Source organism: Methanoculleus marisnigri JR1 (assembly GCF_000015825.1).
Taxonomy (GTDB): Archaea; Halobacteriota; Methanomicrobia; order Methanomicrobiales; family Methanoculleaceae; genus Methanoculleus; species Methanoculleus marisnigri.
Genome location: NC_009051.1, coordinates 1554081 through 1574380, shown reverse-complemented (window position 1 = coordinate 1574380; position 20300 = coordinate 1554081). Strand labels below are relative to the sequence as shown.

Below are 20300 nucleotides of genomic sequence, written 5' to 3'. Positions count from 1 at the left end.
CCTCAACGTAATCACTATTAGGGTGAAGGATCATTAATTTCTATGCAATTACTCGTCAGTCCAAGCAGCATTGAGGAGGCAAAAAGCTCGCTTTCCGCTGACATCATCGACGTAAAGAAACCCTCTGAGGGGTCGCTGGGCGCGAATTTTCCCTGGATCATCCGGGGGATCAAGGAGATCGCCGGCAAGAAGCCTGTCAGCGCTGCAATCGGGGACAATGAGTATAAACCGGGAACCGCAGCTCTTTCTGCATACGGCGCCGCGCATGCAGGTGCCGATTATATCAAAGTCGGCCTGATGTTCGACGGAGAAGACCGTGCCCGCGAGGTCATCGAGGCGGTGACCACGGCGGTGAAGCACGAGTTTCCCGAGAAATACGTCGTCATTGCAGCGTATGCCGATTTTGCAAGGATGGGCACGATCTCGCCGCTCGCGATCGGTTCTCTGGTCGCGGATGCCGGGGCCGACGTCGCCATGATCGACACCGGTATTAAAGATGGGAAGAGTCTCTTTGAGTTCATGGACGAGGAGACATTGATCCGGTTTGTCGGGCAGAACCAGGATCTCGGGTTGCAGACGGCTCTTGCCGGGTCGCTGAAGTTCGAGGATCTCGATGCCTTAAAGCGGATCAACCCCGAGATCATCGGTGTCCGGGGGATGGTCTGCGGGGGCGATCGGTCGACAACGGTCAGGGCGGAACTGGTGGAGAAAGCAATGTTGATGCTCAGGTGATGTATGTACATCGAGAAGATGCAGATGAAAACAACGTTTACGTTCGACGACGTGCTTCTTGAGCCCGCCGAATCATGGGTCGAGCCCGACGAGGCCGATGTCAGGTCGCGGTTCTCGCGCAACATTCCCCTGAATATCCCTCTCGTGAGCGCCGCTATGGATACGGTGACCGAGTCGGTGATGGCGATAACCATGGCCCGGGAAGGCGGCATCGGTGTCATCCACCGGAATATGCCTGCGGATCGCGAGGTCGCCGAGGTCAGGGTCGTCAAGCAGGCCGAGGACCTGATCGAGCGCGAGGTCGTGGCGGTCGGTCCCGAGGCCACGGTCACCGACGTGGAACGGGTCATGCGGCAGTATGGTATCGGCGGCGTGCCGGTCATCGAGAACGATAAGGTGATCGGCATCGTCAGCCGCAGGGACATCCGGGCGATCCTCCCGAAACGCGGCGAGGCGAAGATCACCGGCTACATGACGAAGAAGTTGATCACGGCCTCCGAGGATATCACGGCGGAGAACGCGCTCGAGACGATGTATGCGAACAAGGTCGAGCGTCTCCCGGTCGTGGACGGGGAAGGGTGCTTGGTCGGCATCATCACGATGCGGGATATCCTCGAGAAACGCCAGTATCCCCGCGCGAACCGCGATGCGATCGGGAAACTCCGGGTCGCCGCCGCGGTGGGCCCCTTCGACTTCAACCGGGCGATGATGCTCGTCGAGGCGGGGGTCGACGCTCTGGTGGTGGACTGCGCCCACGGCCATAACATGAACGTCGTCAAAGCGGTCGGGGAGATCAAGGCGAGCGTCGCCGTCGACGTGGTGGCCGGGAACATCGCGACGAAGCAGGCGGCCTCGACCCTCGCCGGGACCGTCGACGGGTTGAAGGTGGGCATCGGGCCGGGCTCCATCTGCACGACACGGATCGTCGCGGGCGTGGGCGTGCCGCAGGTTTCTGCCATCGCAAACGTCGCTGAGGTGGCGCACGACGCCGACGTGCCGGTGGTCGCCGACGGCGGCATCCGCTACTCCGGAGACATCGCGAAGGCGATTGCCGCGGGCGCGGACTGTATCATGGCGGGCAGCCTCTTTGCCGGCACCGACGAGGCGCCGGGGAGGGTCACGACGATCAAGGGCCGGCGCTACAAGCAGTATCGCGGGATGGGATCGCTCGGCGTCATGAGCAGCGGCGAGTCGAGCGACCGCTACTTCCAGAAGAAGGAGTTCGGGAGAACCAAGTTCGTTCCCGAAGGCGTCGAGGGGGTCACGCCCTACGTCGGCCATGTATCGGACGTCATCTACCAGCTTGTCGGCGGCCTGAAGTCCGCCATGGGCTACACGGGTTCAAAGACAATAGTGGATCTGAAGAAGAATGGCAGATTCCTCAGGATTACGCCTGCGGGCTATGGCGAGAGCCACCCGCACAACATCATGATCACCGACGAGGCGCCGAACTACCGCCTCTTCGAGTGATCTATTTTTATGTTGGAATCACTAACATTTAGTAAATATGCTCGAGGGCAGTGAGGTTTCCCGTCTCCTCGATATCCTGGGAAATCGGAACAGGCGGCGAATAATACAACTGCTGAGGCAGAAACCGTGTTTTGTGACCGAGATCTCCGAGCGCCTGGTGCTCAGTCCGAAAGCGGTGATAGAACACCTGCAGTTGATGGAGCGCGAAGAAATCCTCATCTCCTACCAGGACGAACGCAGGCGAAAGTATTACTATCTCTCGCATGACATCAATGTCATCGTAAACCTGCAGAAGCAGGATGGGGTTACGCTTCCCTCCGTTGAAGAGAACCAGAGAACACGATTTGCAAGAAACCTCGAGGCGTTCAGGAAGATGGTTCGGGCTCGCGACGAACTGCTGGATAACCTCGAACAACTGGAGCGGGAGATCGAATCGAGGTTCGCCGAGGTCATGCGCATGCGGGGGGGCTCCGTCACCGACGACGGAGATCTGGAGATCATCCTCGCCCTCTCCCATGCCGATCTGCGCCTCGCGGAACTCGAGGAAGTGAGCAGCCTGTCCACGGATGAGCTGAAACAGAGACTGGGCAACCTCATGCACACGGGGGTTGTCGAGCGAATCAACGACCGATACCGGATACGTGGTACACATGGCGAATAACCCATACGACGAAATGTTTCGAAACATCGCGCGGCTGATGGAGAAGATCTTAAGCGAGATGCCTCCTTACGACCCGAAGATCATCGGGTTCACCATCATCGGCGGACTGCCCGAGGGGGCTCCCTACCCCGATTTCGCCGAAGATGAGGAGGGGGAGTCCGATGTCGAGGTGGTCGAAGGGGATGACTGCATCTACATCACCGCGGTGACGGATGTCCGGGCGGACGGTGCCCCGTACGTCACGTTTCAGGAAGACTCCGTGACCCTCTGCACCGGGGGTGACGAGGAGACGGTCATCGATCTCGACTGCGAGATCGATATACTGCACAGTTTCTACAACGTGCAGCACGGCGTGATCGACGCCGTCTGCCGGAAGAAGAGCGCACCGGGCGAGGTCGCCCGGTCCTGAACAATCTTACTCTTTTGCGGCGGGTTCTGGCTCTTCGGAATAACTCTCCGGCTGAAACCGTGTGGGGTATCTGAAAAAGAGGGGCTTTACTGATACTCTTCAAGAGCAAGCTGGTACATCCAGTCGAGAAGGAGTGCGCATTCTTCCGGGGTGCACTCCTGATCGCAGCCGATGCACGGGAGAACCTCTCCTCCCGCAAGGATGATGCAGGGGTCGATTGCGCGTTTCTTCGCGCGCAACAGGTAAGTCTTGATGCCGTCGCTGCGAAACTCGATGCGTTCGATCAACCCGGCATCAAGCAGCCGCTTCACGATCCTCGAGCACTTCCTGCTGTCGATATCGAGAAGTTTCCAGAGTTCGCTCTGGAGAACCCCCTGACGATGGGACTGGATAACCTTGAATGCTTCTTCCTCCTGGTCGGACATGGCTATCAGAGCAGGGGCGCAATGGTCAGGATATTGTTGCCGCGAATGACGACGGTCCCGAGGGTGCGGCCCCGCTGTTCCCCGGTATACTCGGTGGTCTCGTCCATATGCAGGTTCAGGTGTTCATCCACCGCCACGAGCCGTCCCTGGAGTTTCCTGCTGTCATCTTTGATCTCAACAGTGATTTTAGAGTCTACGAGCGAAAAAACCTTCTTCACAGGGAGTACGATACCATTAACCATCTGTTCTTATATGGTTATGTTCATGCATTAAGTTTTCCTATGGCCGACTAGCGACCGTCGGAGCCGGTCGGTAGGAGGCGCGGCACCGGCAGGTGTCGCTATCGACTAGCGACCGTCGGAGCCGGTCGGTGGGAGGTGCGGCCCCGTTAGGTGCTGCTGCCGACTAGCGCCCGCCTCCGGCGGTCGGTGGGAGGTGCGGCCCCGTTAGGTGCTGCTGCCGATGGGCCGTTTAGTTCCGGAAGGCACCGTGCGGTGCGGCCGGGGCTATTCACGAACGACTGAGACGGATAACGCGCCGCGGACAACCGCCGGCAATAAAAAAAAGTTACTCGGGAAGGTCTTCCCAGCGATCCTTGAACTGCTTCTCGACGCCCGGGAGGGTGGTGTACTCCATCTCCTCGAGCGAGAGGCGGTGCGGTTCGAACGGCCCGTGAGCCCGGAGCAAGCTGGAGAGCTCGCAGCACTGGTCGCGGACGCGGTTGTACGCCGGGTCGTCGAACATGTCGGCAGGCCCAATCAGCTTTCCGTTGCAGACCTGGAACCCGAGGCAGATGACCCGGGGCGGTCCGTCGAACTGGGTGCAGTTTGCGTCGCAGACGCCGACGGGCATGAACGGTCCGTGGTGCGAGCCCCGCATCCAGCCGGCCACGAGGATGGGCGTCCTGAAGGGGTCGATGACCTCGCCCACCGCCGGGAATCCGCTCTGTGCCCGAACAATCATGACCGGGTCGTCTTTGCCGACGTACCGCCCGGCCATCAGGTTCAGCCGCTGGGTGCTGGTGGACGCCCCTATCAGGCCGTTTCTCTTCCAGACGTACTTGATGACGTAGCGGCTCGGCGCTCCGATATAGGCAAGGAGGCTGTAGGACTCTTCGGGCGTGTTGAAGAGGATCTTGCGCTTCTTTATGACGTCGTGGACCTCGAAGGTGAACCCATCGTGCAGCGACGGGTCGATGACGAGGCCGGACGTGCTGAAGGGGTCGGCGAATATCTTGTAGAGGAAGTAGTTCCACGCCCCCGGCTCGGTCTTGTCGGCCATGAAGACCAGGATCGGGTCGGAACCCCGCTCTTCGAACTCCATCTCGGCGACACCGGGTCCCATCCCCTTGACGTTGCCGCTGAACGCATCTCCGAGCAGGTCCTGCCCGGCGCCGTAGAGTTTCATCTCCTTGGCGAGTCCGGCGCACTCCATGAAGATATCCCACGCCAGCTTGTGGATCTCTTCATTGTCCTCCCCTTTGGTGTGCGTCATGATCAACTCGAGATCGTCACCGCAGTGGGTGACGTACGAGTCGATGAGGATGCTTCCTTCCGCTTCCTTGAGTCTCCGGGCGGCCACCTCAAGGATCTTCGGGTGGGTTCGGGAGTGCCCCGGGAAACTGCCTATATCTGCTTTAATTACGGACACGGTGGTCTTAACCATATAATCACCACTACCTGGACGGGCGTAGCCCTTACGACTAGTAGATAGGTATTACTGTATATGTAGGTGTTGTTGCCTTGAAAAAAGGTTGGCTGCGGCAATCTGTCTGCGGGTTCGTCCTTCCCGGCGATCCTTCGCGGCAGAGGGCCCCGACGGAGATGCCTGCGCTATTGTGCTGCCGTTTACTATTCATGCCATTTTTAGGGGGTTTTTGGACTATCTGACCTTCTTGGCGGGTGGAATTTCTTGAAATTGCTCACGGCGGCCCCGGTGACGCTCGCGCGTCTTCTCCCGGAGAGTTTGACGGAACGACGTCGTGAGATAGGGCCGGGCGCGATGGATACGGATCGTGGAGGGCAACCTGCCGGCTCCTTCACGGGCGGATGCCGCTCTCGGCGAAAAGTATTGCGGCGCTGCCGGGGAGCCGGGCCGGCAGGCGCCCTGATGACTCAGTCGATCCTGATCGACTTGCCTCGCGAGAATTTGACTTCCAGGACGCCGTGCTTGTACCTCGACTGCATGGAGTCGGGGTCCACGGCCGGCACCTCCACCGAAGTCAGCTGATTGCCGCCGGCGATGATCGTCAGCGTCCCGTTGATGAGTGACAGGTGGATATTCTCCGTCTCGGCACCCGGGAGATCGATCGCCACCGTCACGTCGTCATCGGTCGTGTACATCTCTGCTATCGGCTCGATGGTCCCCTCGGAAGAGGGTTCTTTCGGCTCTGCTACGGGAGCGGCTTCCGTTGCCGGGATCTCAGGCATTCCGGCGTCGTGAAGAACGATCTTGAATCCGTAGGCAAACGGTCTGTTCTGATCTCCCTGCTCTTTGAGCCCCTGCTCCATGAGGCGTTTCATCAGTTCGTTGAGTTGCTCGAAGATGTCTGCTGGACTGTCACTCATGTGCATCACGTTGTTTCTATCCCTGTTGGTGGGGGTCGGATACCCCCATGGGAGCGCCTCACGGGCAGGGGGCGCTCCCGTCAGAACGCCATGCCCGTCTGGGGCAGCGGACGTTCTAATTTTGCCTTCAACTCCTTTGTGAGCCGCTTGATCTCGCCGAAGTCTTTCTTCCTCTGGTAGACCGCATCTTTGAGGGCCTGCGTGAGATCTTTGACTTCCTGCTCGATCTTTCCCGTCTCCCGCATTCCTGCACGGTTGATGGTCGAGACGGCATCTTCGAGTGCCGACCGCTGCTCCTGGTTGTAGAGGATCTGCCAGGAGTGGCGTTCGTTCTCCTCCAGCCGGTCGATATCGAGCGTGCCTCTCACGCGGGAGAGGGCGTCGTCGAAGTGGTTCTTCGTGATCCTTACGTTGCCGATCGCCTGACGCCGTTCCTCTTCGGTCTTCCCTCCCATTGCGGCGATGAACTCGCGCATGGCGGAAGTCTTTGCCTCGCGGACCAGCGCCTCGATGTCGGCGCCGACGTAGCCCTCGGTTCTGTCGACCAGTTCCTCGATGTCCACGTCGTTTGCAAGGATCTCCCTGTTTTTCAGGTACACCTCGAAGATCTTCTTCCTGCCTTCCCTGTCGGGCGGCGGGACGTAGATGATCCGGTCGAATCTGCCGGGGCGAAGCAGCGCCTCGTCCAACATGTCCGGGCGGTTGGTAGCGCCGAGAACCACGACATTGTTGAGTTCTTCGAGGCCGTCGAGCTCTGTCAGGATCTGGCTTACCACACTTTCAGTTACGTGCGATGATCCTATATAAGATCCACGTTTGGGCATAAGCGCATCAATCTCGTCGAAAAAGATAATCGACGGTGCTGCTTGCCTCGCTTTCCTGAATACCTGCCGAACTCCGCGTTCCGATTCTCCCACCCATTTCGAGAGGAGTTCCGGGCCTTTTACTGAGATGAAATTGCTTTCGCTCTCGTTTGCGACCGCCTTTGCAAGGAGTGTCTTGCCTGTTCCGGGGGGGCCGAAGAGCAGGATGCCTCGGGGGGGTTCGGTCTCGAGCGACGCGAATATCTCCGGATATTTGAGCGGCCACTCAACGGCTTCCGCAAGTTCCCCCTTTACGTCTTCGAGCCCGCCGACGTCCTCCCATTTGACATCAGGGATCTCTACGAGCACCTCTCGCATCGCGCTCGGCTCGACGTGCTTGTGCGCTTCGATGAAGTCCTCGTTCGTGACGCGGAGCTGGTCGATGATCTCGGCGGGGATCTCTTCTTCGATCTTGATATGCGGGATGATCCGGCGGAGTGCGTGCATCGCCGCCTCCTTTGCGAGCAGGGCGATGTCGGCGCCGACGAAACCGTGTGTGGAACGGGCGTAATCGTCGAGTCTCACGTCCTCGGCAAGCGGCATGCCGCGTGTGTGGATCTGGAAGATCTGCTGCCTCCCCTTCGTGTCGGGGATGCCGATCTCGATCTCGCGGTCGAACCGGCCGCCGCGCCGCAGAGCAGGGTCGATCATGTCCGGGAGGTTCGTCGCGGCGATAACCACGACCTGGCCCCGGGTCTTCAGCCCGTCCATCAGGGCGAGCAACTGGGCGACGATCCGGCGCTCGACCTCGCCTTTCACCTCTTCGCGCTTGGGCGCGATCGAGTCGATCTCGTCGATGAAGACGATCGAGGGCGCGTTCTCCTGCGCCTCCTCAAAGACCTCCCGCAGGCGTTCTTCGGACTCGCCGTAGTACTTGCTCATGATCTCGGGCCCCGAGAGCGTGATGAAGTGCGCGTCCACCTCGCTCGCCACCGCTTTTGCGATCAGGGTCTTTCCCGTGCCGGGCGGGCCGTAGAGCAGGACGCCCTTCGGGGGCTCGACGCCCAGGCGTTCGAAGAGTTCGGGGTGCCGGAGCGGGAGTTCGATCATCTCCCGGACGAGCTGCAGCTCGCGGTCGAGCCCGCCGATGTCCTCGTAGTGGACGTCGGCCGCCGCCGTCTCGCGTCGCCCCTCCTTGGGCTCGTACGGAGTCTCTTTCAGCTCGATCTCGGTGCTGTCGGTGACGATGGCGATGCCCTTCGGTGCAACCCTGGCGATCGCGAACGTAAGCGGGTTGCCGAGGATGTTGACGCGGATGAGCTGCCCCTCGGTGACGGGCCTGCCGCGGAGGATCCTCCCCAGGTACTGCTCGCCGCCCATCAGGCGGATGGGCTGGGTCGGCTGGATGGTCACCTTCTTCGCGTATCCCGCTTCGGTCTTTCTGATCCGGACGTTGTCGTCGATCCCTGATCCGACGTTGCTCCGGGTGTTGCCGTCGATGCGCAGGACCGCCTTGCCGGTGTCCTGGGGGAAACCGGGCCAGACGAGCGTCGCTGCCTTATGGCGCCCCTCGACCTCGACGACGTCGCCGCTGACGAGGCCAAGCGCCTTCATGGTGTCGATGCTCAGTCTGGCAATTCCCCGTCCGGCGTCTTCGTGAGCCGCCTCCTTGATGGTCACTTCAATGGATTCGGTATTGGCCATGTGAACAATCTCCTCCTGTGAGGTTTACCATAGGTAAGTGCTGTCCACTATTTATATTTTTCCCTAAACCGCCCTTCCGTTATGCCGGATGATCCCCTTTTCCGTAACGATGTAATCCATCTTCACGTCGTTTTCATCGGCAGGAATGCGTTCTGCCTGCTGGCAGGAGAACGCGATGCCGATCTTCTTCGGGTGAGGGTACCGGTGGAGGAAGCGGTCGTAATACCCCGCACCGTAGCCGAGCCGGTTCCCTTCGGCGTCGAAGGCGAGCATCGGTATGACGACGGCCTCGACGTCCCCGGGCCGGGCCGGGAGTTCGTGGCCGATCGGTTCCGGGACGTCAAACGTGCTCGGGACGAGAACCGAAGGGTCGGGGAGGTAGGAGAGGCGGAGGCTGCAGGTATCCCGCTCGATGATGGGCACGACGACCCGCACGCCCCGGCGGTTCAGGGCAGCGATCAGGTTTTTAGTCTCGGCTTCCGGGGCTTTTGCAGCGTAGACCATGACGGTCGTAAAGCCGTCGAGGAGGCCGAGGAGTTTTTCTTCGATGCTTGCACTGTACGCGGCGACATCCTCCGGAGAGAGGAGCGCCCGGGCCTCCTTTGCCCGCAGGCGGAGGGCTGCCTTTGTCTGGCTCATTATGGAAGAGTTTGTCTCAATCAGACCATAAAGCATGCATGCCGAAAGGCAGGGGCGGCCTACTCCTCCGCCTCCCGGCCGTCGCCGCAGACCTCGCGGAACCGGCGGAGAGAGGACGCAAGGACACGGGTCTTGCCGATCATCGCGGCGATGAGGAGAACGTCGAGGATCTCATCGCGGGACGCGCCCTCTTTCAGGGCAGCCCCGATATGAACCTTCAGGCAGCTGTCCGCACCGGCACCTGCGGCGGCCGCGACGGCGATCAGTTCCGCGGTCTTCGGGTCGAGCGAATCGGGCCGGGAGAACCGGTAGTCGGCGAGGGTGGAGAGCGCGAAAGACTCGGGCCGGTCCCGGAGGATAGGGAAGATGAACGGCACGACGCCGAGCATCTTTTCTACATCTGTCACGATCTCGTCGCCGAGGTCGTCGGCGTGGGCGAGGAAGTCGTCTATGAGTTTTTCGTTTTCGGGTTTCATCGGGCTGTCCTCGTATGGGAATTTTGGCGGTACGGGGGGATAATGGTGCGGTTTTTGGTTTGGCCGGCGGTGGGAGCGGGAGAGGATTATGGGGCTTTTGTCCTCCAAAGAGCCTTTTCTTGAAGTCCGATAGTCCCTTAGACCAAATTCTTCCAGCAGTCGCATGGCGTACCCACGGTTCTCGTAATCCCACTTTTGACCCGTCGCACAGTCCCATTCACGGCTTCCGTGGGGATATCGCCGTGACTGCCCCGCTCCAGAGGGGCGGGGAACGACTGCTGGAACAGCAGGAGTTTGAGCACTGAAGGTGCGAATGAGGAGGCCGAAGGCCGGGCGGGGTGCGACGGACGGACGTCCGGAGCTTGAGAAGACCGAAGGTCTTCGAGTGGGGGTTACAGGTAGAGCCTTACGGGGTAGAGACAGGGGAGGGGGGGCTGCACCCCCCTCCCCGTCAGCCCCACCTCGCACCTTCGGTGCTCGAACTCCGCTCCTCGAAGACCTTCGGTCTTCTCGAACTCCTGTCCTGCGGACAGTCGTTCTTCGGAGCGTCGTTCCCCCAATGGCGATAGCCCCACGGTCCAGTATACCGGTTTTGTCGGGAAAAACCACACCAGATCCACTTGCACACACGAACACCCTCCGCTACCCTGAGAGGAATGCCACAAATAAAAGCGGAAAGCCGGAAGAGGGCCACCCGCTCCAAAATTCCTTTCAGAAATTAAAATGCCTTCCAACAATCTTCAGCGCGCAGTAGTCCCCGCACATCGTGCAGCCGTCGGTATCGGCCGGCATCCGTTCGTCCCGGATCGCCCGGGCGCGCTCGGGGTTCATCGCGACCGCGAACTGCCGCTCCCAGTCGAGGTCGCGGCGGGCATGACCCATCTCGAGGTCGGCGTCCCGCTTCTTGAGTTTGATCATATCCCCGACGTGGGCGGCGATCCTCGAGCTCATGACGCCCTCGTAGACCTCCTCGGGGGTGGGAAGCGCCAGGTGCTCGGCCGGCGTCACGTAGCAGATGAAGTCGGCGCCGTAGGAGGAGGAGAGCGCGGCCCCGATGGCGGCCACCCGGTCGTCGTAGCCGGGCGCGATATCGGTGACGAGCGGCCCGAGCATGTAGAACGGTCTCCGGTTCGTGACCCTTTTTTGCAGGACGACGTTTGTCTGGATCTCGTCGACCGGGATATGCCCCGGTCCCTCGATGATCGTCTGGACACCCTGTTCATGCGCTTTATCGGCGAGTTCCGCGTTGATAAGCAGCTCCTGGACCTGGGCGCGGTCGGTCGCGTCGTGAACCGCTCCCGCCCGCATCCCGTTGCCGAACGAGAGGGTGACCTCGTGCTCCTTCAAGATCTCGAGCAGGTAGTCGAACTCCGAATAAAGCGGGTTCTCCTTCTCGTTGTGGAGCATCCACGCGGTCATGAAGGCCCCGCCCCGGGAGACGAGCCCGCCGTGCCGCCCCTGGTTCTGGAGGCGCTTCATCGTCTCGTAGTTGATCCCGGTGTGGATCGCCATGAAGTTGGTCCCGAGCTTCGCCTGCTCCGCTGTGATCCGGAAGAGGTCGTCCGGCTCCATGTGGACGACCGCCCCACGCTTCCGGGCGGCCTCGATGAACGCCTGGTAGAGCGGGACCGACCCGACCGAGAGGGTGGTCGCCTCGACGACCCGGCGCCGGATCTCTAAAAAGTCGCCGCCGGTGGAGAGTTCCATCAACGTATCGGCACCGGCGCGCTCGGCCTGCCGGACCTTCTCGACCTCCATATCGACGTCGACCATATCCGTCGACGTCCCGATGCTTGCATTGACCTTCGTGCGAAGCCCTTCGCCGATGCCGCAGATCTTCACCCTCCGGTAGGGGGAGACCGGAATGACGATGTGACCCTCGGCCACACCGCGCCGGACGAAATCTTCGGTAACCCCCTCCGCTGCTGCGACGATCCGCATCTCTTCAGTGACGACACCGCGCCGGGCGTCTTCTATGAGACTCATGGCCCTATATTTGCAGAAAAGAGTTGATAAAGGCTTGTTTTTGGGATTAGGGTTAAATTGGGCTTGTTCTCTCAACAAGTAAACTTGACTTTACCTTATTCAGATCTTTTTTCTTAGCCGGAAAGCCAAGGCTTACAAGAAATAACGGAGCACCTCTTTAGCGCCTGGTGATTATTTGTACGTCAATTTCGGAGGTTTTGTCCCGATCAGCACCGTCGACTGGCGGGGGCGGGCGGCCTGCACCGTCTTTCTCCGGGGGTGCCCCGCGCGCTGCTTCTACTGCCACAACATCGCTATCCAGGACGGCGAGGACCTGCGCGACGCAGACGAGATCATCGCGATGATCCGGGAGTCCCGCACGGTTGCGGGCGCCGTGGTCTTCTCCGGCGGGGAGCCTACCCTGCAGGGGCAGGCACTCGCCCACCTCGCCGCCGCTGCCCGCAACATGGGATTGTCCGTCGGCCTGCACACGAACGGCATCTTCCCCCGGGTGATCGAGGACCTTCTTGCGAAGCACCTCGTCGACATGATTGCGCTCGATATCAAGACGACGTGGGAACGCTACGACGACCTCCTGGAACTCACCGCCGCCGATGCGGTGAAGCAGTCGCTCGCCGCCTGCAAACGGGCGAAGGCCGACGGCAGCCTCGAGACCTTCCAGGCTGTGGTCACCCTCTTCCGGGGCCGCGAGGAGGACCTTCCGGCCATCGCACAGGATACCCGCGGGCTCGACCTCGTGATCCAGCAGGGCGTGGCCGCGGGCTTCGTTCCCCTGACCCGGCAGGAACTCGAGGCGGCAGCGGCGCCGCTCGGCCGCCGGGTTCGTATACGGACCCGGGAGGACGGCGAGGTCGTCTACGACCCGGAGCAGTAACTGTTCCGGTGACGTTAAGCATAATATCGTCGAGAACGCACGTTTATGAAGACATTTGCGGCGGCCGCCGCAACCTGCACCGCCGGGACCCTGCAGCCGGTCGCTCGCCGGCGAGGCCCGCTGTTCTGGATATAGGAGGAACCTGATGAAGGTCATTGGAATCGTTGGTATGCCGGCAAGCGGGAAGGGAGAGGCGTCAAGGATTGCCCGGGATCTCGGGATCCCGGTCGTGGTCATGGGAGATGCCATACGGGAACGGGTGAAGGAAGCCGGGCTTCCCCCGACCGACGCGAACTTTGGCGCAATCGCCGGGAAGTTGCGCGCAGACCTCGGCATGGACGCCATCGCCCGGATCACCATCCCGAGGATCGAGGCGACGGGTGCCCCGGTGGCGCTCGTGGACGGCATTCGGGGAGATTACGAGGTGGCGACGTTTCGGGACCATTTCCCCGACTTCACGCTCATTGGGATCGATTCGTCGTTTACGACGCGCTACCGGCGGCTCAAGAACCGGGGCCGGTCCGACGACTCCCTCACCCCCGAAGAACTGCGGGCCCGCGACGAGCGGGAACTCGGGTGGGGGCTCGGGCGCGCCCTGGAACAGGCGGACTGCCGGGTCACGAATGAAGCATCGCTTGAAGAGTTCGCCGCAGAGATCCGCGCCCTGCTCTGCCGGCTGGGAGGTAGAGAAGAATGAGTCTTGTCCCGTATTTTTCAGCCTCGTCGAAGATCTGGGAGTCACGTGACTGGGTCTACGGGCTCGAAGAGATCGGGTATACCGGATGGGAGATCGTCGCCGACGGGAAGTATCGCCTGGACAACCCCGAGAACTTCGCTGCTGTCCGGGAGAACCTCGAGAGCACCGGCCTTCTCGCGACCGTGCACGCGCCATACAGCGACTTAAACCTCGCATCGTTGAACTACCCGATCTGGCGCGAGTCAATCCGCCAGACCTGCTGCTGCATCCAGCACGCGGCCGAACTGACCGACCGGGTGACCGTTCACCCGGGTTTCGTCTCTCCGATAGGCAAGCTCGTCCCCGAGAAGGTCTGGGAGATGCAGAAGACCGCGCTCGTCGAGATCGGGAAGTGCGCGGAAGACCACGGCGTCCTCGCGTGCGTCGAGAACATGATCAGCATCAAGGACTTCCTCTGCCGCTACCCCGAGGAGATCCTTGGCCTCACCGAAGGAATCGCAGGGATCGGGATCACGCTGGATGTCGGGCACGCCAACACCAACGGTCTTGTGGATGCCTTCCTTACACACGTCACCGAGGTCGATCACCTGCACATCCACGACAACCACGGACAGTCGGACGAGCACCTTGCGCTCGGCGACGGCACCATCGCCTGGGAGAAGGTCGGGCGGGTCATCGCTCGCGACTACTCCGGCCCGGTCGTCATTGAAGGTCGGAACCTTGAAGAGGCAAAGCGGAGCCTCGCCGCATTCAGGAAGTGGTTCGTATAGCCGGCGAGACACTCCACGTTCACTTCCTCGGGACAGCAGGGGCGCTCCCCTCCCCGCAGAGGAACCCCTCCTGTCTCCTGATCCGGCGGGGTTCCGACACCCTGCTCTTCGACTGCGGGGAGGGCGCCCAGCAGCAGATGATGCGCGCCCGGACCGGGTTTACCGTGAACGCCGTCTTCATCACCCACTGGCACGCCGACCACTTCCTCGGTGTCTTCGGGCTCGTCGAGACGCTCGCGTTCATGGGGCGCACCGATCCGCTCCCGATCTACGGCCCACCCTGGGTCGGCGAGTTCGTCGATCTCGTGCAGAGGATCAGCCGCCACACCAGGGGTTTCTCCGTCACCGCCCACGTCCTCGAGCACGGTTCGGTCGTGCCCTTCAACGGCTACACCGTCCGGGCGTTTACGACGCTCCACGGCATCCCCGGGCTCGGCTACGTGCTGGAGGAGGACGAGCGGCCGGGCAGGTTCAACCGCGAGCGGGCGATCGAACTCGGCGTCCCGCCGGGCCCGCTCTTCGGGCGGCTGCAGCGCGGGGAGGAGGTCCGCGTCGTCCGCGACGGCGTCGAGACCGCGGTCCGTCCCGCCGACGTGATGGGAGAGCCGCGCCCGGGCCGGAAGATCGTCTATACCGGCGACACCCGCCCGCTCCAGGACCAGCCCGGCATCGCGGCGCTGATCCGGGGTGCAGATCTTCTGATCCACGACGCCACCTTCGACGACCAGGAGAGCGATCGCGCCCGCGACGTCCTCCACTCGACCGCAGGAGAGGCGGGTGAGGCCGCAACGGCCCTGGGCGCCCGTATGCTTGCCCTGATGCACATAAGTTCCCGCTATGCAAGCACAGCAAACCATATACACGATGCAAAGCGACAGTATGAGGGAGACGTGATTCTGCCGGCCGATCTGGCCGTGCTGGAGATCCCGTACAGGAGTTGATCGAGATGGACGGTGATTGTGATGGAACAGGGCATATTCAGCCGGAGCCGCCTGATACTTACCGGTCTCGGCGCCCTGCTCGTCAGTGCCGTCATCTCGAGCATTGCGGGGATCTATCTCGGTTCCGTACGTGAAGTCCTCGCGCTGATCCCCGGCCTTATGGTGCTCCTGCCGTCGATCATCCATATCCGGGGAAGCATAGCCGGTGTCTTCGCCTCCCGCCTCTCTTCGGCGATGCACCTCGGGGAGTTCTCCATCGACTTCGAGGAAGGCAGCGTTCTCGGCGACAACATCCGCGCGTCGTTCGTGATAACCATTCTTATCGCGCTCGTCATCGGTATCTTCTCCTACGCGGCGAGCCGCATCTTCGACAGTCCCGTAATCAGCGTCACCGACCTCGTGCTGATCTCGGTCGTCACCGGCATCGTCGCGGGAGCCGTGGTGACGGCGATCACCCTGCTCATCGCCCTTGCAAGCTACCGCTACGGTCTCGACCTCGACATGATCGGCGCACCGACCGTCACCACCTCCGGAGACATCATTACGCTTCCCATCCTCGTGCTCTCGGCGACCTTCGTCATGCTCCTCTCTCCTGCGATGCGCCTGGTTCTCGGGGGCATCACGGTCGCGATCGCGGTCGCCGCCGTCATCTACACCCTGCACCGGCCGGAGGGGATCGGACCGATTGTCCGGGAGAATCTCTTTCTGCTCATCCCGCTCAGCGTCCTCGGCACGCTGGCCGGCCTGACCTACTCCTTCAGCCTCGACGCACTGGTGGCGATCGCAGTCTTCCTCATCCTGATACCGCCGTTCACGGGCTGCCTCGGGTCGATCGGCGGCATTCTCGGGTCGCGTCTCTCGACGGGGATGCACACCGGCGAGCTCAACCCTTCGTTCCTCCCCGAGCGCGGCGTCGTGCATCATTTTATTATTTCCTATCTCTATACGTTGATACTGCTTCCACTGCTGGCGCTCATCGCGCATGGTGCGGCGGTGCTCATGGGGTTGAACAGCCCCGGTCTCGGGATGCTGGTCATCATCAGCCTTGCGGCGGGTCTGGTCGTCATGACACTGGTGAACGGCGTGGCATACGTCACCGCGAGCCTTTCATTCCGGTACGGTCTCGATCCCGACAACTTCGGAATCCCCGTCATCACAAGTCTGATCGACCTGATCGGTGCAGCCGCGCTCGTGACGGCGATAGGCCTGCTGTTGTAGTGAAAGAATGGAGAACGACGGTTAACATACCATGATGGAACATGAATATCAGCCGATCAGCTTCAAAGACGTCCTCATAGAGATGAAAGACGTCTCCGAGCTGATGGTCGATCTTTCTTATTCAGCGATCCTCTTCGACAGCAAAGAGATAGCGCTCGAGGTGATCAACCTCGAGGAGAGGATGAACAAACTGGTCTACCAGGCCAGGATTCAGAGTGTCCTCGGCGCGAGAAGGATCGAAGAGGCCGAGGCGATGAGCGGCATGCTCCAGGTGGCCGAGGCTGCGGAGAGGATCGCGAACTCGGCCTCGGATATCGCAAAACTCATCTTGAAAGACATCCGCTTCCCGGCAAAACTCAAGCGAGTCTTCCCGGAGGCCGAGGAGATCGTCACCCGGGTTATCGTCAGCCAGGGAAGCGAGGTTGCCGGCCGCACGCTCGGCGATCTCAAAGTCCAGAGCACGACGGGCATGCAGGTGATCGCCATCCGGCGCGGAAAGGGCTGGATCTACGATCCCGACAAGGACACCCGGGTGGAGAGCGAGGATATCCTGATCGCGCGGGGGCCGGAGGCCGGAGGGGAGATCCTCTCCATGATGGCGGGGTCGGGGGAGCGTCCCCGGGTCGAGGCCTCGTCCGCGGGAGAGGTCGACGACCTCGACCGGGCGGTTCAGCTGATCATCGAGATGAAGAACCTCTCGGAGCTCTCCGTCGGGCTGGCGTATACCTCCCTCCTCTTCAACAACATGGAGGTGGCGCACGAGGTGGTCGCTCTCGACAGCACGCTCGACGATATGCGCTACGACCTGGATCTCTGGATCCTCGAAGCGGCACGAAAGATCGAGGACGTGCGCTATCTTCGCGGCCTGCTGTACATGTCTTCGTTCGCGCAGGCGATCAGCGATTCGGCCCATTCGATCGTCGACGTCCTGCTGCGTGACATCGAGATCCCGCCGATCTTCAAGAAGATCGTCCGGGAGTCGGACGAGATCATCACGCGGATGACCGTGACGCCGTCGTCGCCGCTCGTGGGGAGAACGCTCAAGGAGATGTCGCTTGCGACGGTGACCGGGATGATCGTGCTCGCCACCAAGCACGGCGACCGATGGGTCTACCGCCCGGGGAAGAGCGTCAGGCTGCAGAGCGGGGATATCATCATAGCAAAGGGCAGGCGGGACGGTGAGTGCCGGCTCTACGAACTTGCCGGGCACGCCGCCGAGGTTTCCGAAGAATAATTGGGAGAATTACTATGGAAGATACAGAAGATACGATTGTTTACCGCCTCGGTGCGAACTGCAGTCTCGACGAGGTGGAGGAAGGAAAGACGTACCTCGGGCGGGTGCAGGGATTTGCCCCGTTCGGCGTTTTTGTCCAGTTAAACGACCGGGTCAAAGGGCTCGTTCATAAGAGCAACGTGAAGGTGCAGCATAGCGAGCGCGACCCGATCATCGTTCACGTCCTCCAGATCCGGAGCAACGGCAACATCGATCTCGAGGAGGTCACGCCGACTGTCTACCAGACGGAGAACGTGACCCGGACGACGACGACCGTGCTGATTGCCGATATCGGGAAGAAGATCGGCAGGACCGTGCTGATCGAGGGCGAGATTGCCCAGATCAAGCAGACGTCGGGGCCGACGATCTTTACCCTCGTGGACGAGTCGGGCACCGCGAATGCCGCAGCGTTCGTCGAGGCGGGCGTCCGCGCGTATCCCGAGGTGGAACTCGGGGCTATCGTCGCCCTCACGGGCGAAGTGATGCAACGCAACAACCAGCTCCAGATCGAAGTCTCGTCTATGATGGTGATGGAGCCGGAGGATGCGGCACGGGTCAGGGAGCGGATCGACGCGGCGCTCGATGAGCGTGCTGAGCCGCTCGACCTCCCGTTCCTGGTGGAGAGCGAGGTCCTCGAGGCCCTCCGGCCGCAGATGCGCAACGTGGCAAAGGAGATCAGAAAGGCTGTCCTGACCGCGCGGCCGATCATCCTCCGGCACCACGCGGATGCAGACGGCATATGCGCCGCCGTTGCCGTCGAGCAGGCGGTGACCGCACTGATCCGGGAGAGTGGTGGCGATTTCGACGCGGAGTTCTTCCTCTTCAAGCGATCCCCATCCAAGGCTCCGTTCTACGAGATCGAGGATATCACGCGGGATCTCGACTTCGCCCTCAAGGACAACGTCCGCTACGGGCAGAAGATGCCGATGATCCTCCTGATGGACAACGGGTCGACCGAGGAGGATATGCCGTCGCTGAAGGTAACCCGGATCTTCGGTCTCCCGGTGATGGTCGTCGACCACCACCACCCCGACGAGATCGTGGACGATTACCTGATCGGGCACGTCAACCCCTACCACGTGGGCGGCGACTACGGGATCACGGCCGGAATGCTGGGCACAGAGGTCGCCCGCATGGTCAACCCGGCGGTCGAGAACCAGATCCGGCACCTGCCGGCAATCGCGGGGCTCGGCGACCGGAGCGAAGCGCCGGAGCGTGCCCGCTACCTTGCGGTGGCTGCGCCCGAGTACTCGGAGGACGATTGCCGCGATATCGCGCTCGCGCTCGACTACGAGCAGTTCTGGCTCCGGTTCAGCGACGGAAGAGAGATCGTCAAGGACATCCTGAACCTCTCCGGCGAGCCCGAACGCCACGAACGGTTCGTTCACCTGCTGGTCGAAGAGGCGAACCGGGCGATCGAAGAGCAGATCGAGACCAACATGCCCCACGTCGAGAGCCGGATGCTCCCGAATGGTGCTCACCTCTTCATGCTCGACGTGGAGATGTTTGCTCACCGGTTCACGTTCCCACCGCCGGGGAAGACTTCCGGGGAGGTGCACGACCGGCTGGTCCGGCAGCACCCGGGAGAACCGGTCGTCACGATCGGGTTCGGGCCGGACTTTGCCGTCCTGCGTTCCCGGGGCGTCATGATGAACATCCCGCAGATGGTGCGCGAACTGCATAGCGAGATCGTCGGTGGCGGCGTGAGCGGCGGTGGGCACCTTGTCGTCGGGAGCATCAAGTTCGTGGAAGGGATGCGTGACGTGGTCATCGACAGCCTGATCAAGAAGATTGGTGAAGCGCCAATCTGATCGCTACTTCTTTCTTGACGGTGCTCTGGCCGGGCGGCCGGTGTTTTATTCTCTCCTCAGAGGCCTCCTCTGTACGGTAGTGTGTGTTCTTTCCACGTTTTGAGGCACACCGGGTGTTTGACCGCTGATACGATTTTGACAATGACCGAAATATAAAAATAGGTTTATTCCCTACGGGAGTCCTCATGGCAGGAAACCGATGGACATGGAGTACGCTCCTGGTCGTGCTGCTCATGACGGCATCGGCCATTGCGTTCCCTACAGCGGCCCAGAGTTCGGCATCTGCGGAACCTCTGACCTGGACCCTCTCTCCGACACCCGACGAGACCCTCGAGGAAGCTCCGGAAGAGACCCTGACGGAGACGCCCGAGGAGACGCCCCGGGAAACCCTGGAGGAAGAGACAACTCTAGACGAGGAGACCCCGGTAGCGACCCTGGATGAGGAGACGCCCCGGGAAACCCCGGACGAGGAGATGACCCCGGACGAGGAGACGACCCGGGAAACCCTGAACGAAACGACCAACGAGACGGCTCTCGAGACGATCAACGAGACCGGACCTCCCGTCGTAATCGGGACGGATGAGGCGACACCGGCAGAGACCTCCACGGCCGACCTGCCGACGTTCACGCCGATACAGGCGGCACAGGTCGACGGGAGTGCGACACAGGCCGCCCCTCTCTCGCTCGCCGGCGTCATCCTGGCCGTTGCCGTTGCAGGGCTTCTGGTTGTGATCGGACGGAACAGGAAGTGATGGCGGAAGCGGGGAGAACGGCAGCCGGAGCATGAGGCCAACCTATAGGGGGCATCGGGGGCGATCCGTCCCCCTCACCCCGTACCTGCGCT

20 protein-coding genes are annotated in these 20300 nt (G+C 61.5%); 12 read left to right on the top strand and 8 right to left on the bottom strand.

The genetic code is table 11. The annotated features are described in order from the left end of the window. Positions 1–42: 42 nt before the first annotated feature. The 4 genes from MEMAR_RS07685 to MEMAR_RS07670 are packed head-to-tail and all read left to right on the top strand — an operon-like array spanning position 43 to position 3272. Positions 43–732, top strand: coding sequence for a (5-formylfuran-3-yl)methyl phosphate synthase (locus tag MEMAR_RS07685; protein WP_011844409.1), 690 nt, complete (start codon positions 43–45; stop codon positions 730–732). Positions 733–735: 3 nt separating this feature from the next. Next, positions 736–2202, top strand: coding sequence for an IMP dehydrogenase (gene guaB / locus MEMAR_RS07680; protein ID WP_011844408.1), 1467 nt, complete (start codon positions 736–738; stop codon positions 2200–2202). A 37-nt stretch (positions 2203–2239) separates the two neighbouring features. Next, complete coding sequence (locus MEMAR_RS07675) at positions 2240–2863, top strand: ArsR/SmtB family transcription factor (RefSeq protein WP_011844407.1); 624 nt, start codon at positions 2240–2242, stop codon at positions 2861–2863. Then, positions 2853–3272, top strand: a complete 420-nt coding sequence (locus MEMAR_RS07670) for a hypothetical protein (protein WP_143706359.1) — start codon at positions 2853–2855, stop codon at positions 3270–3272. The genes MEMAR_RS07675 and MEMAR_RS07670 overlap by 11 nt, the downstream gene beginning before the upstream one ends. Positions 3273–3358: 86 nt before the next feature. Here MEMAR_RS07670 and MEMAR_RS07665 read toward each other — a convergent pair whose 3' ends face one another. From MEMAR_RS07665 to thiC, 8 genes are all read right to left on the bottom strand, one after another. Further along, positions 3359–3697 (bottom strand): helix-turn-helix transcriptional regulator, encoded by a 339-nt coding sequence (locus MEMAR_RS07665; RefSeq protein ID WP_011844405.1) that lies wholly within the window; start codon positions 3695–3697, stop codon positions 3359–3361. Positions 3698–3702: 5 nt separating this feature from the next. Then, on the bottom strand, positions 3703–3939 hold the full coding sequence (locus MEMAR_RS07660) for an LSM domain-containing protein (protein ID WP_011844404.1): 237 nt from the start codon (positions 3937–3939) through the stop codon (positions 3703–3705). Between the two features lie 325 nt (positions 3940–4264). Beyond that, positions 4265–5362, bottom strand: a complete 1098-nt coding sequence (gene fbp / locus MEMAR_RS07655; protein ID WP_011844403.1) for a fructose-1,6-bisphosphate aldolase/phosphatase — start codon at positions 5360–5362, stop codon at positions 4265–4267. A gap of 449 nt (positions 5363–5811) precedes the next feature. Continuing rightward, positions 5812–6264: an Hsp20/alpha crystallin family protein gene (locus MEMAR_RS07650; RefSeq protein ID WP_011844402.1), complete on the bottom strand. Its 453-nt coding sequence runs from the start codon at positions 6262–6264 to the stop codon at positions 5812–5814. 80 nt (positions 6265–6344) lie between these two features. Then, a complete protein-coding gene (locus tag MEMAR_RS07645) occupies positions 6345–8771 on the bottom strand; it encodes a CDC48 family AAA ATPase (protein ID WP_011844401.1) in 2427 nt (808 codons plus the stop codon). A 63-nt stretch (positions 8772–8834) separates the two neighbouring features. Further along, positions 8835–9410: a 5-formyltetrahydrofolate cyclo-ligase gene (locus MEMAR_RS07640; protein WP_143706358.1), complete on the bottom strand. Its 576-nt coding sequence runs from the start codon at positions 9408–9410 to the stop codon at positions 8835–8837. Positions 9411–9469: 59 nt separating this feature from the next. Next, positions 9470–9886, bottom strand: coding sequence for a carboxymuconolactone decarboxylase family protein (locus MEMAR_RS07635; protein ID WP_011844399.1), 417 nt, complete (start codon positions 9884–9886; stop codon positions 9470–9472). Between the two features lie 711 nt (positions 9887–10597). Beyond that, on the bottom strand, positions 10598–11872 hold the full coding sequence (thiC, locus tag MEMAR_RS07630) for a phosphomethylpyrimidine synthase ThiC (RefSeq protein ID WP_011844398.1): 1275 nt from the start codon (positions 11870–11872) through the stop codon (positions 10598–10600). A gap of 175 nt (positions 11873–12047) precedes the next feature. Here thiC and MEMAR_RS07625 point away from each other — a divergent pair, with 175 nt between their 5' ends. The 8 genes from MEMAR_RS07625 to MEMAR_RS07590 all read left to right on the top strand — a co-directional run bounded on the left by MEMAR_RS07625 (position 12048) and on the right by MEMAR_RS07590 (position 20208). Next, positions 12048–12746, top strand: a complete 699-nt coding sequence (locus tag MEMAR_RS07625) for an anaerobic ribonucleoside-triphosphate reductase activating protein (protein ID WP_011844397.1) — start codon at positions 12048–12050, stop codon at positions 12744–12746. Between the two features lie 145 nt (positions 12747–12891). Next, a complete protein-coding gene (locus MEMAR_RS07620; protein ID WP_011844396.1) occupies positions 12892–13443 on the top strand; it encodes a dephospho-CoA kinase in 552 nt (183 codons plus the stop codon). Further along, the gene (locus MEMAR_RS07615) at positions 13440–14213 is read left to right on the top strand and encodes a sugar phosphate isomerase/epimerase family protein (protein WP_011844395.1); all 774 of its coding nucleotides are present in this window, start codon (positions 13440–13442) and stop codon (positions 14211–14213) included. Before MEMAR_RS07620 ends, MEMAR_RS07615 begins: the two co-directional genes overlap by 4 nt. Next, on the top strand, positions 14201–15154 hold the full coding sequence (locus MEMAR_RS07610) for a ribonuclease Z (RefSeq protein ID WP_011844394.1): 954 nt from the start codon (positions 14201–14203) through the stop codon (positions 15152–15154). The genes MEMAR_RS07615 and MEMAR_RS07610 overlap by 13 nt, the downstream gene beginning before the upstream one ends. A gap of 21 nt (positions 15155–15175) precedes the next feature. After that, positions 15176–16372, top strand: a complete 1197-nt coding sequence (locus MEMAR_RS07605) for a magnesium transporter (RefSeq protein WP_011844393.1) — start codon at positions 15176–15178, stop codon at positions 16370–16372. A 31-nt stretch (positions 16373–16403) separates the two neighbouring features. After that, entirely contained in the window at positions 16404–17606 is a 1203-nt protein-coding gene (locus tag MEMAR_RS07600) for a potassium channel family protein (RefSeq protein ID WP_011844392.1), read from the top strand. Positions 17607–17620: 14 nt separating this feature from the next. Beyond that, positions 17621–19456 carry a DHH family phosphoesterase gene (locus MEMAR_RS07595; RefSeq protein WP_011844391.1) on the top strand — a complete coding sequence of 612 codons (1836 nt, stop codon included), beginning with the start codon at positions 17621–17623 and terminating at the stop codon, positions 19454–19456. 185 nt (positions 19457–19641) lie between these two features. Continuing rightward, the gene (locus tag MEMAR_RS07590) at positions 19642–20208 is read left to right on the top strand and encodes a hypothetical protein (RefSeq protein ID WP_011844390.1); all 567 of its coding nucleotides are present in this window, start codon (positions 19642–19644) and stop codon (positions 20206–20208) included. Positions 20209–20300: the final 92 nt, after the last annotated feature.

Excerpts from the sequence above, each read along its gene's own strand:
- MEMAR_RS07685 (WP_011844409.1), top strand. The coding sequence starts at position 43 with ATGCAATTACTCGTCAGTCCAAGCAGCATTGAGGAGGCAAAAAGCTCG.
- guaB (WP_011844408.1), top strand. The coding sequence starts at position 736 with ATGTACATCGAGAAGATGCAGATGAAAACAACGTTTACGTTCGACGAC.
- MEMAR_RS07675 (WP_011844407.1), top strand. The coding sequence starts at position 2,240 with ATGCTCGAGGGCAGTGAGGTTTCCCGTCTCCTCGATATCCTGGGAAAT.
- MEMAR_RS07670 (WP_143706359.1), top strand. The coding sequence starts at position 2,853 with ATGGCGAATAACCCATACGACGAAATGTTTCGAAACATCGCGCGGCTG.
- MEMAR_RS07665 (WP_011844405.1), bottom strand. The coding sequence starts at position 3,697 with ATGTCCGACCAGGAGGAAGAAGCATTCAAGGTTATCCAGTCCCATCGT.
- MEMAR_RS07660 (WP_011844404.1), bottom strand. The coding sequence starts at position 3,939 with ATGGTTAATGGTATCGTACTCCCTGTGAAGAAGGTTTTTTCGCTCGTA.
- fbp (WP_011844403.1), bottom strand. The coding sequence starts at position 5,362 with ATGGTTAAGACCACCGTGTCCGTAATTAAAGCAGATATAGGCAGTTTC.
- MEMAR_RS07650 (WP_011844402.1), bottom strand. The coding sequence starts at position 6,264 with ATGAGTGACAGTCCAGCAGACATCTTCGAGCAACTCAACGAACTGATG.
- MEMAR_RS07645 (WP_011844401.1), bottom strand. The coding sequence starts at position 8,771 with ATGGCCAATACCGAATCCATTGAAGTGACCATCAAGGAGGCGGCTCAC.
- MEMAR_RS07640 (WP_143706358.1), bottom strand. The coding sequence starts at position 9,410 with ATGAGCCAGACAAAGGCAGCCCTCCGCCTGCGGGCAAAGGAGGCCCGG.
- MEMAR_RS07635 (WP_011844399.1), bottom strand. The coding sequence starts at position 9,886 with ATGAAACCCGAAAACGAAAAACTCATAGACGACTTCCTCGCCCACGCC.
- thiC (WP_011844398.1), bottom strand. The coding sequence starts at position 11,872 with ATGAGTCTCATAGAAGACGCCCGGCGCGGTGTCGTCACTGAAGAGATG.
- MEMAR_RS07620 (WP_011844396.1), top strand. The coding sequence starts at position 12,892 with ATGAAGGTCATTGGAATCGTTGGTATGCCGGCAAGCGGGAAGGGAGAG.
- MEMAR_RS07615 (WP_011844395.1), top strand. The coding sequence starts at position 13,440 with ATGAGTCTTGTCCCGTATTTTTCAGCCTCGTCGAAGATCTGGGAGTCA.
- MEMAR_RS07605 (WP_011844393.1), top strand. The coding sequence starts at position 15,176 with ATGGAACAGGGCATATTCAGCCGGAGCCGCCTGATACTTACCGGTCTC.
- MEMAR_RS07600 (WP_011844392.1), top strand. The coding sequence starts at position 16,404 with ATGATGGAACATGAATATCAGCCGATCAGCTTCAAAGACGTCCTCATA.
- MEMAR_RS07595 (WP_011844391.1), top strand. The coding sequence starts at position 17,621 with ATGGAAGATACAGAAGATACGATTGTTTACCGCCTCGGTGCGAACTGC.
- MEMAR_RS07590 (WP_011844390.1), top strand. The coding sequence starts at position 19,642 with ATGGCAGGAAACCGATGGACATGGAGTACGCTCCTGGTCGTGCTGCTC.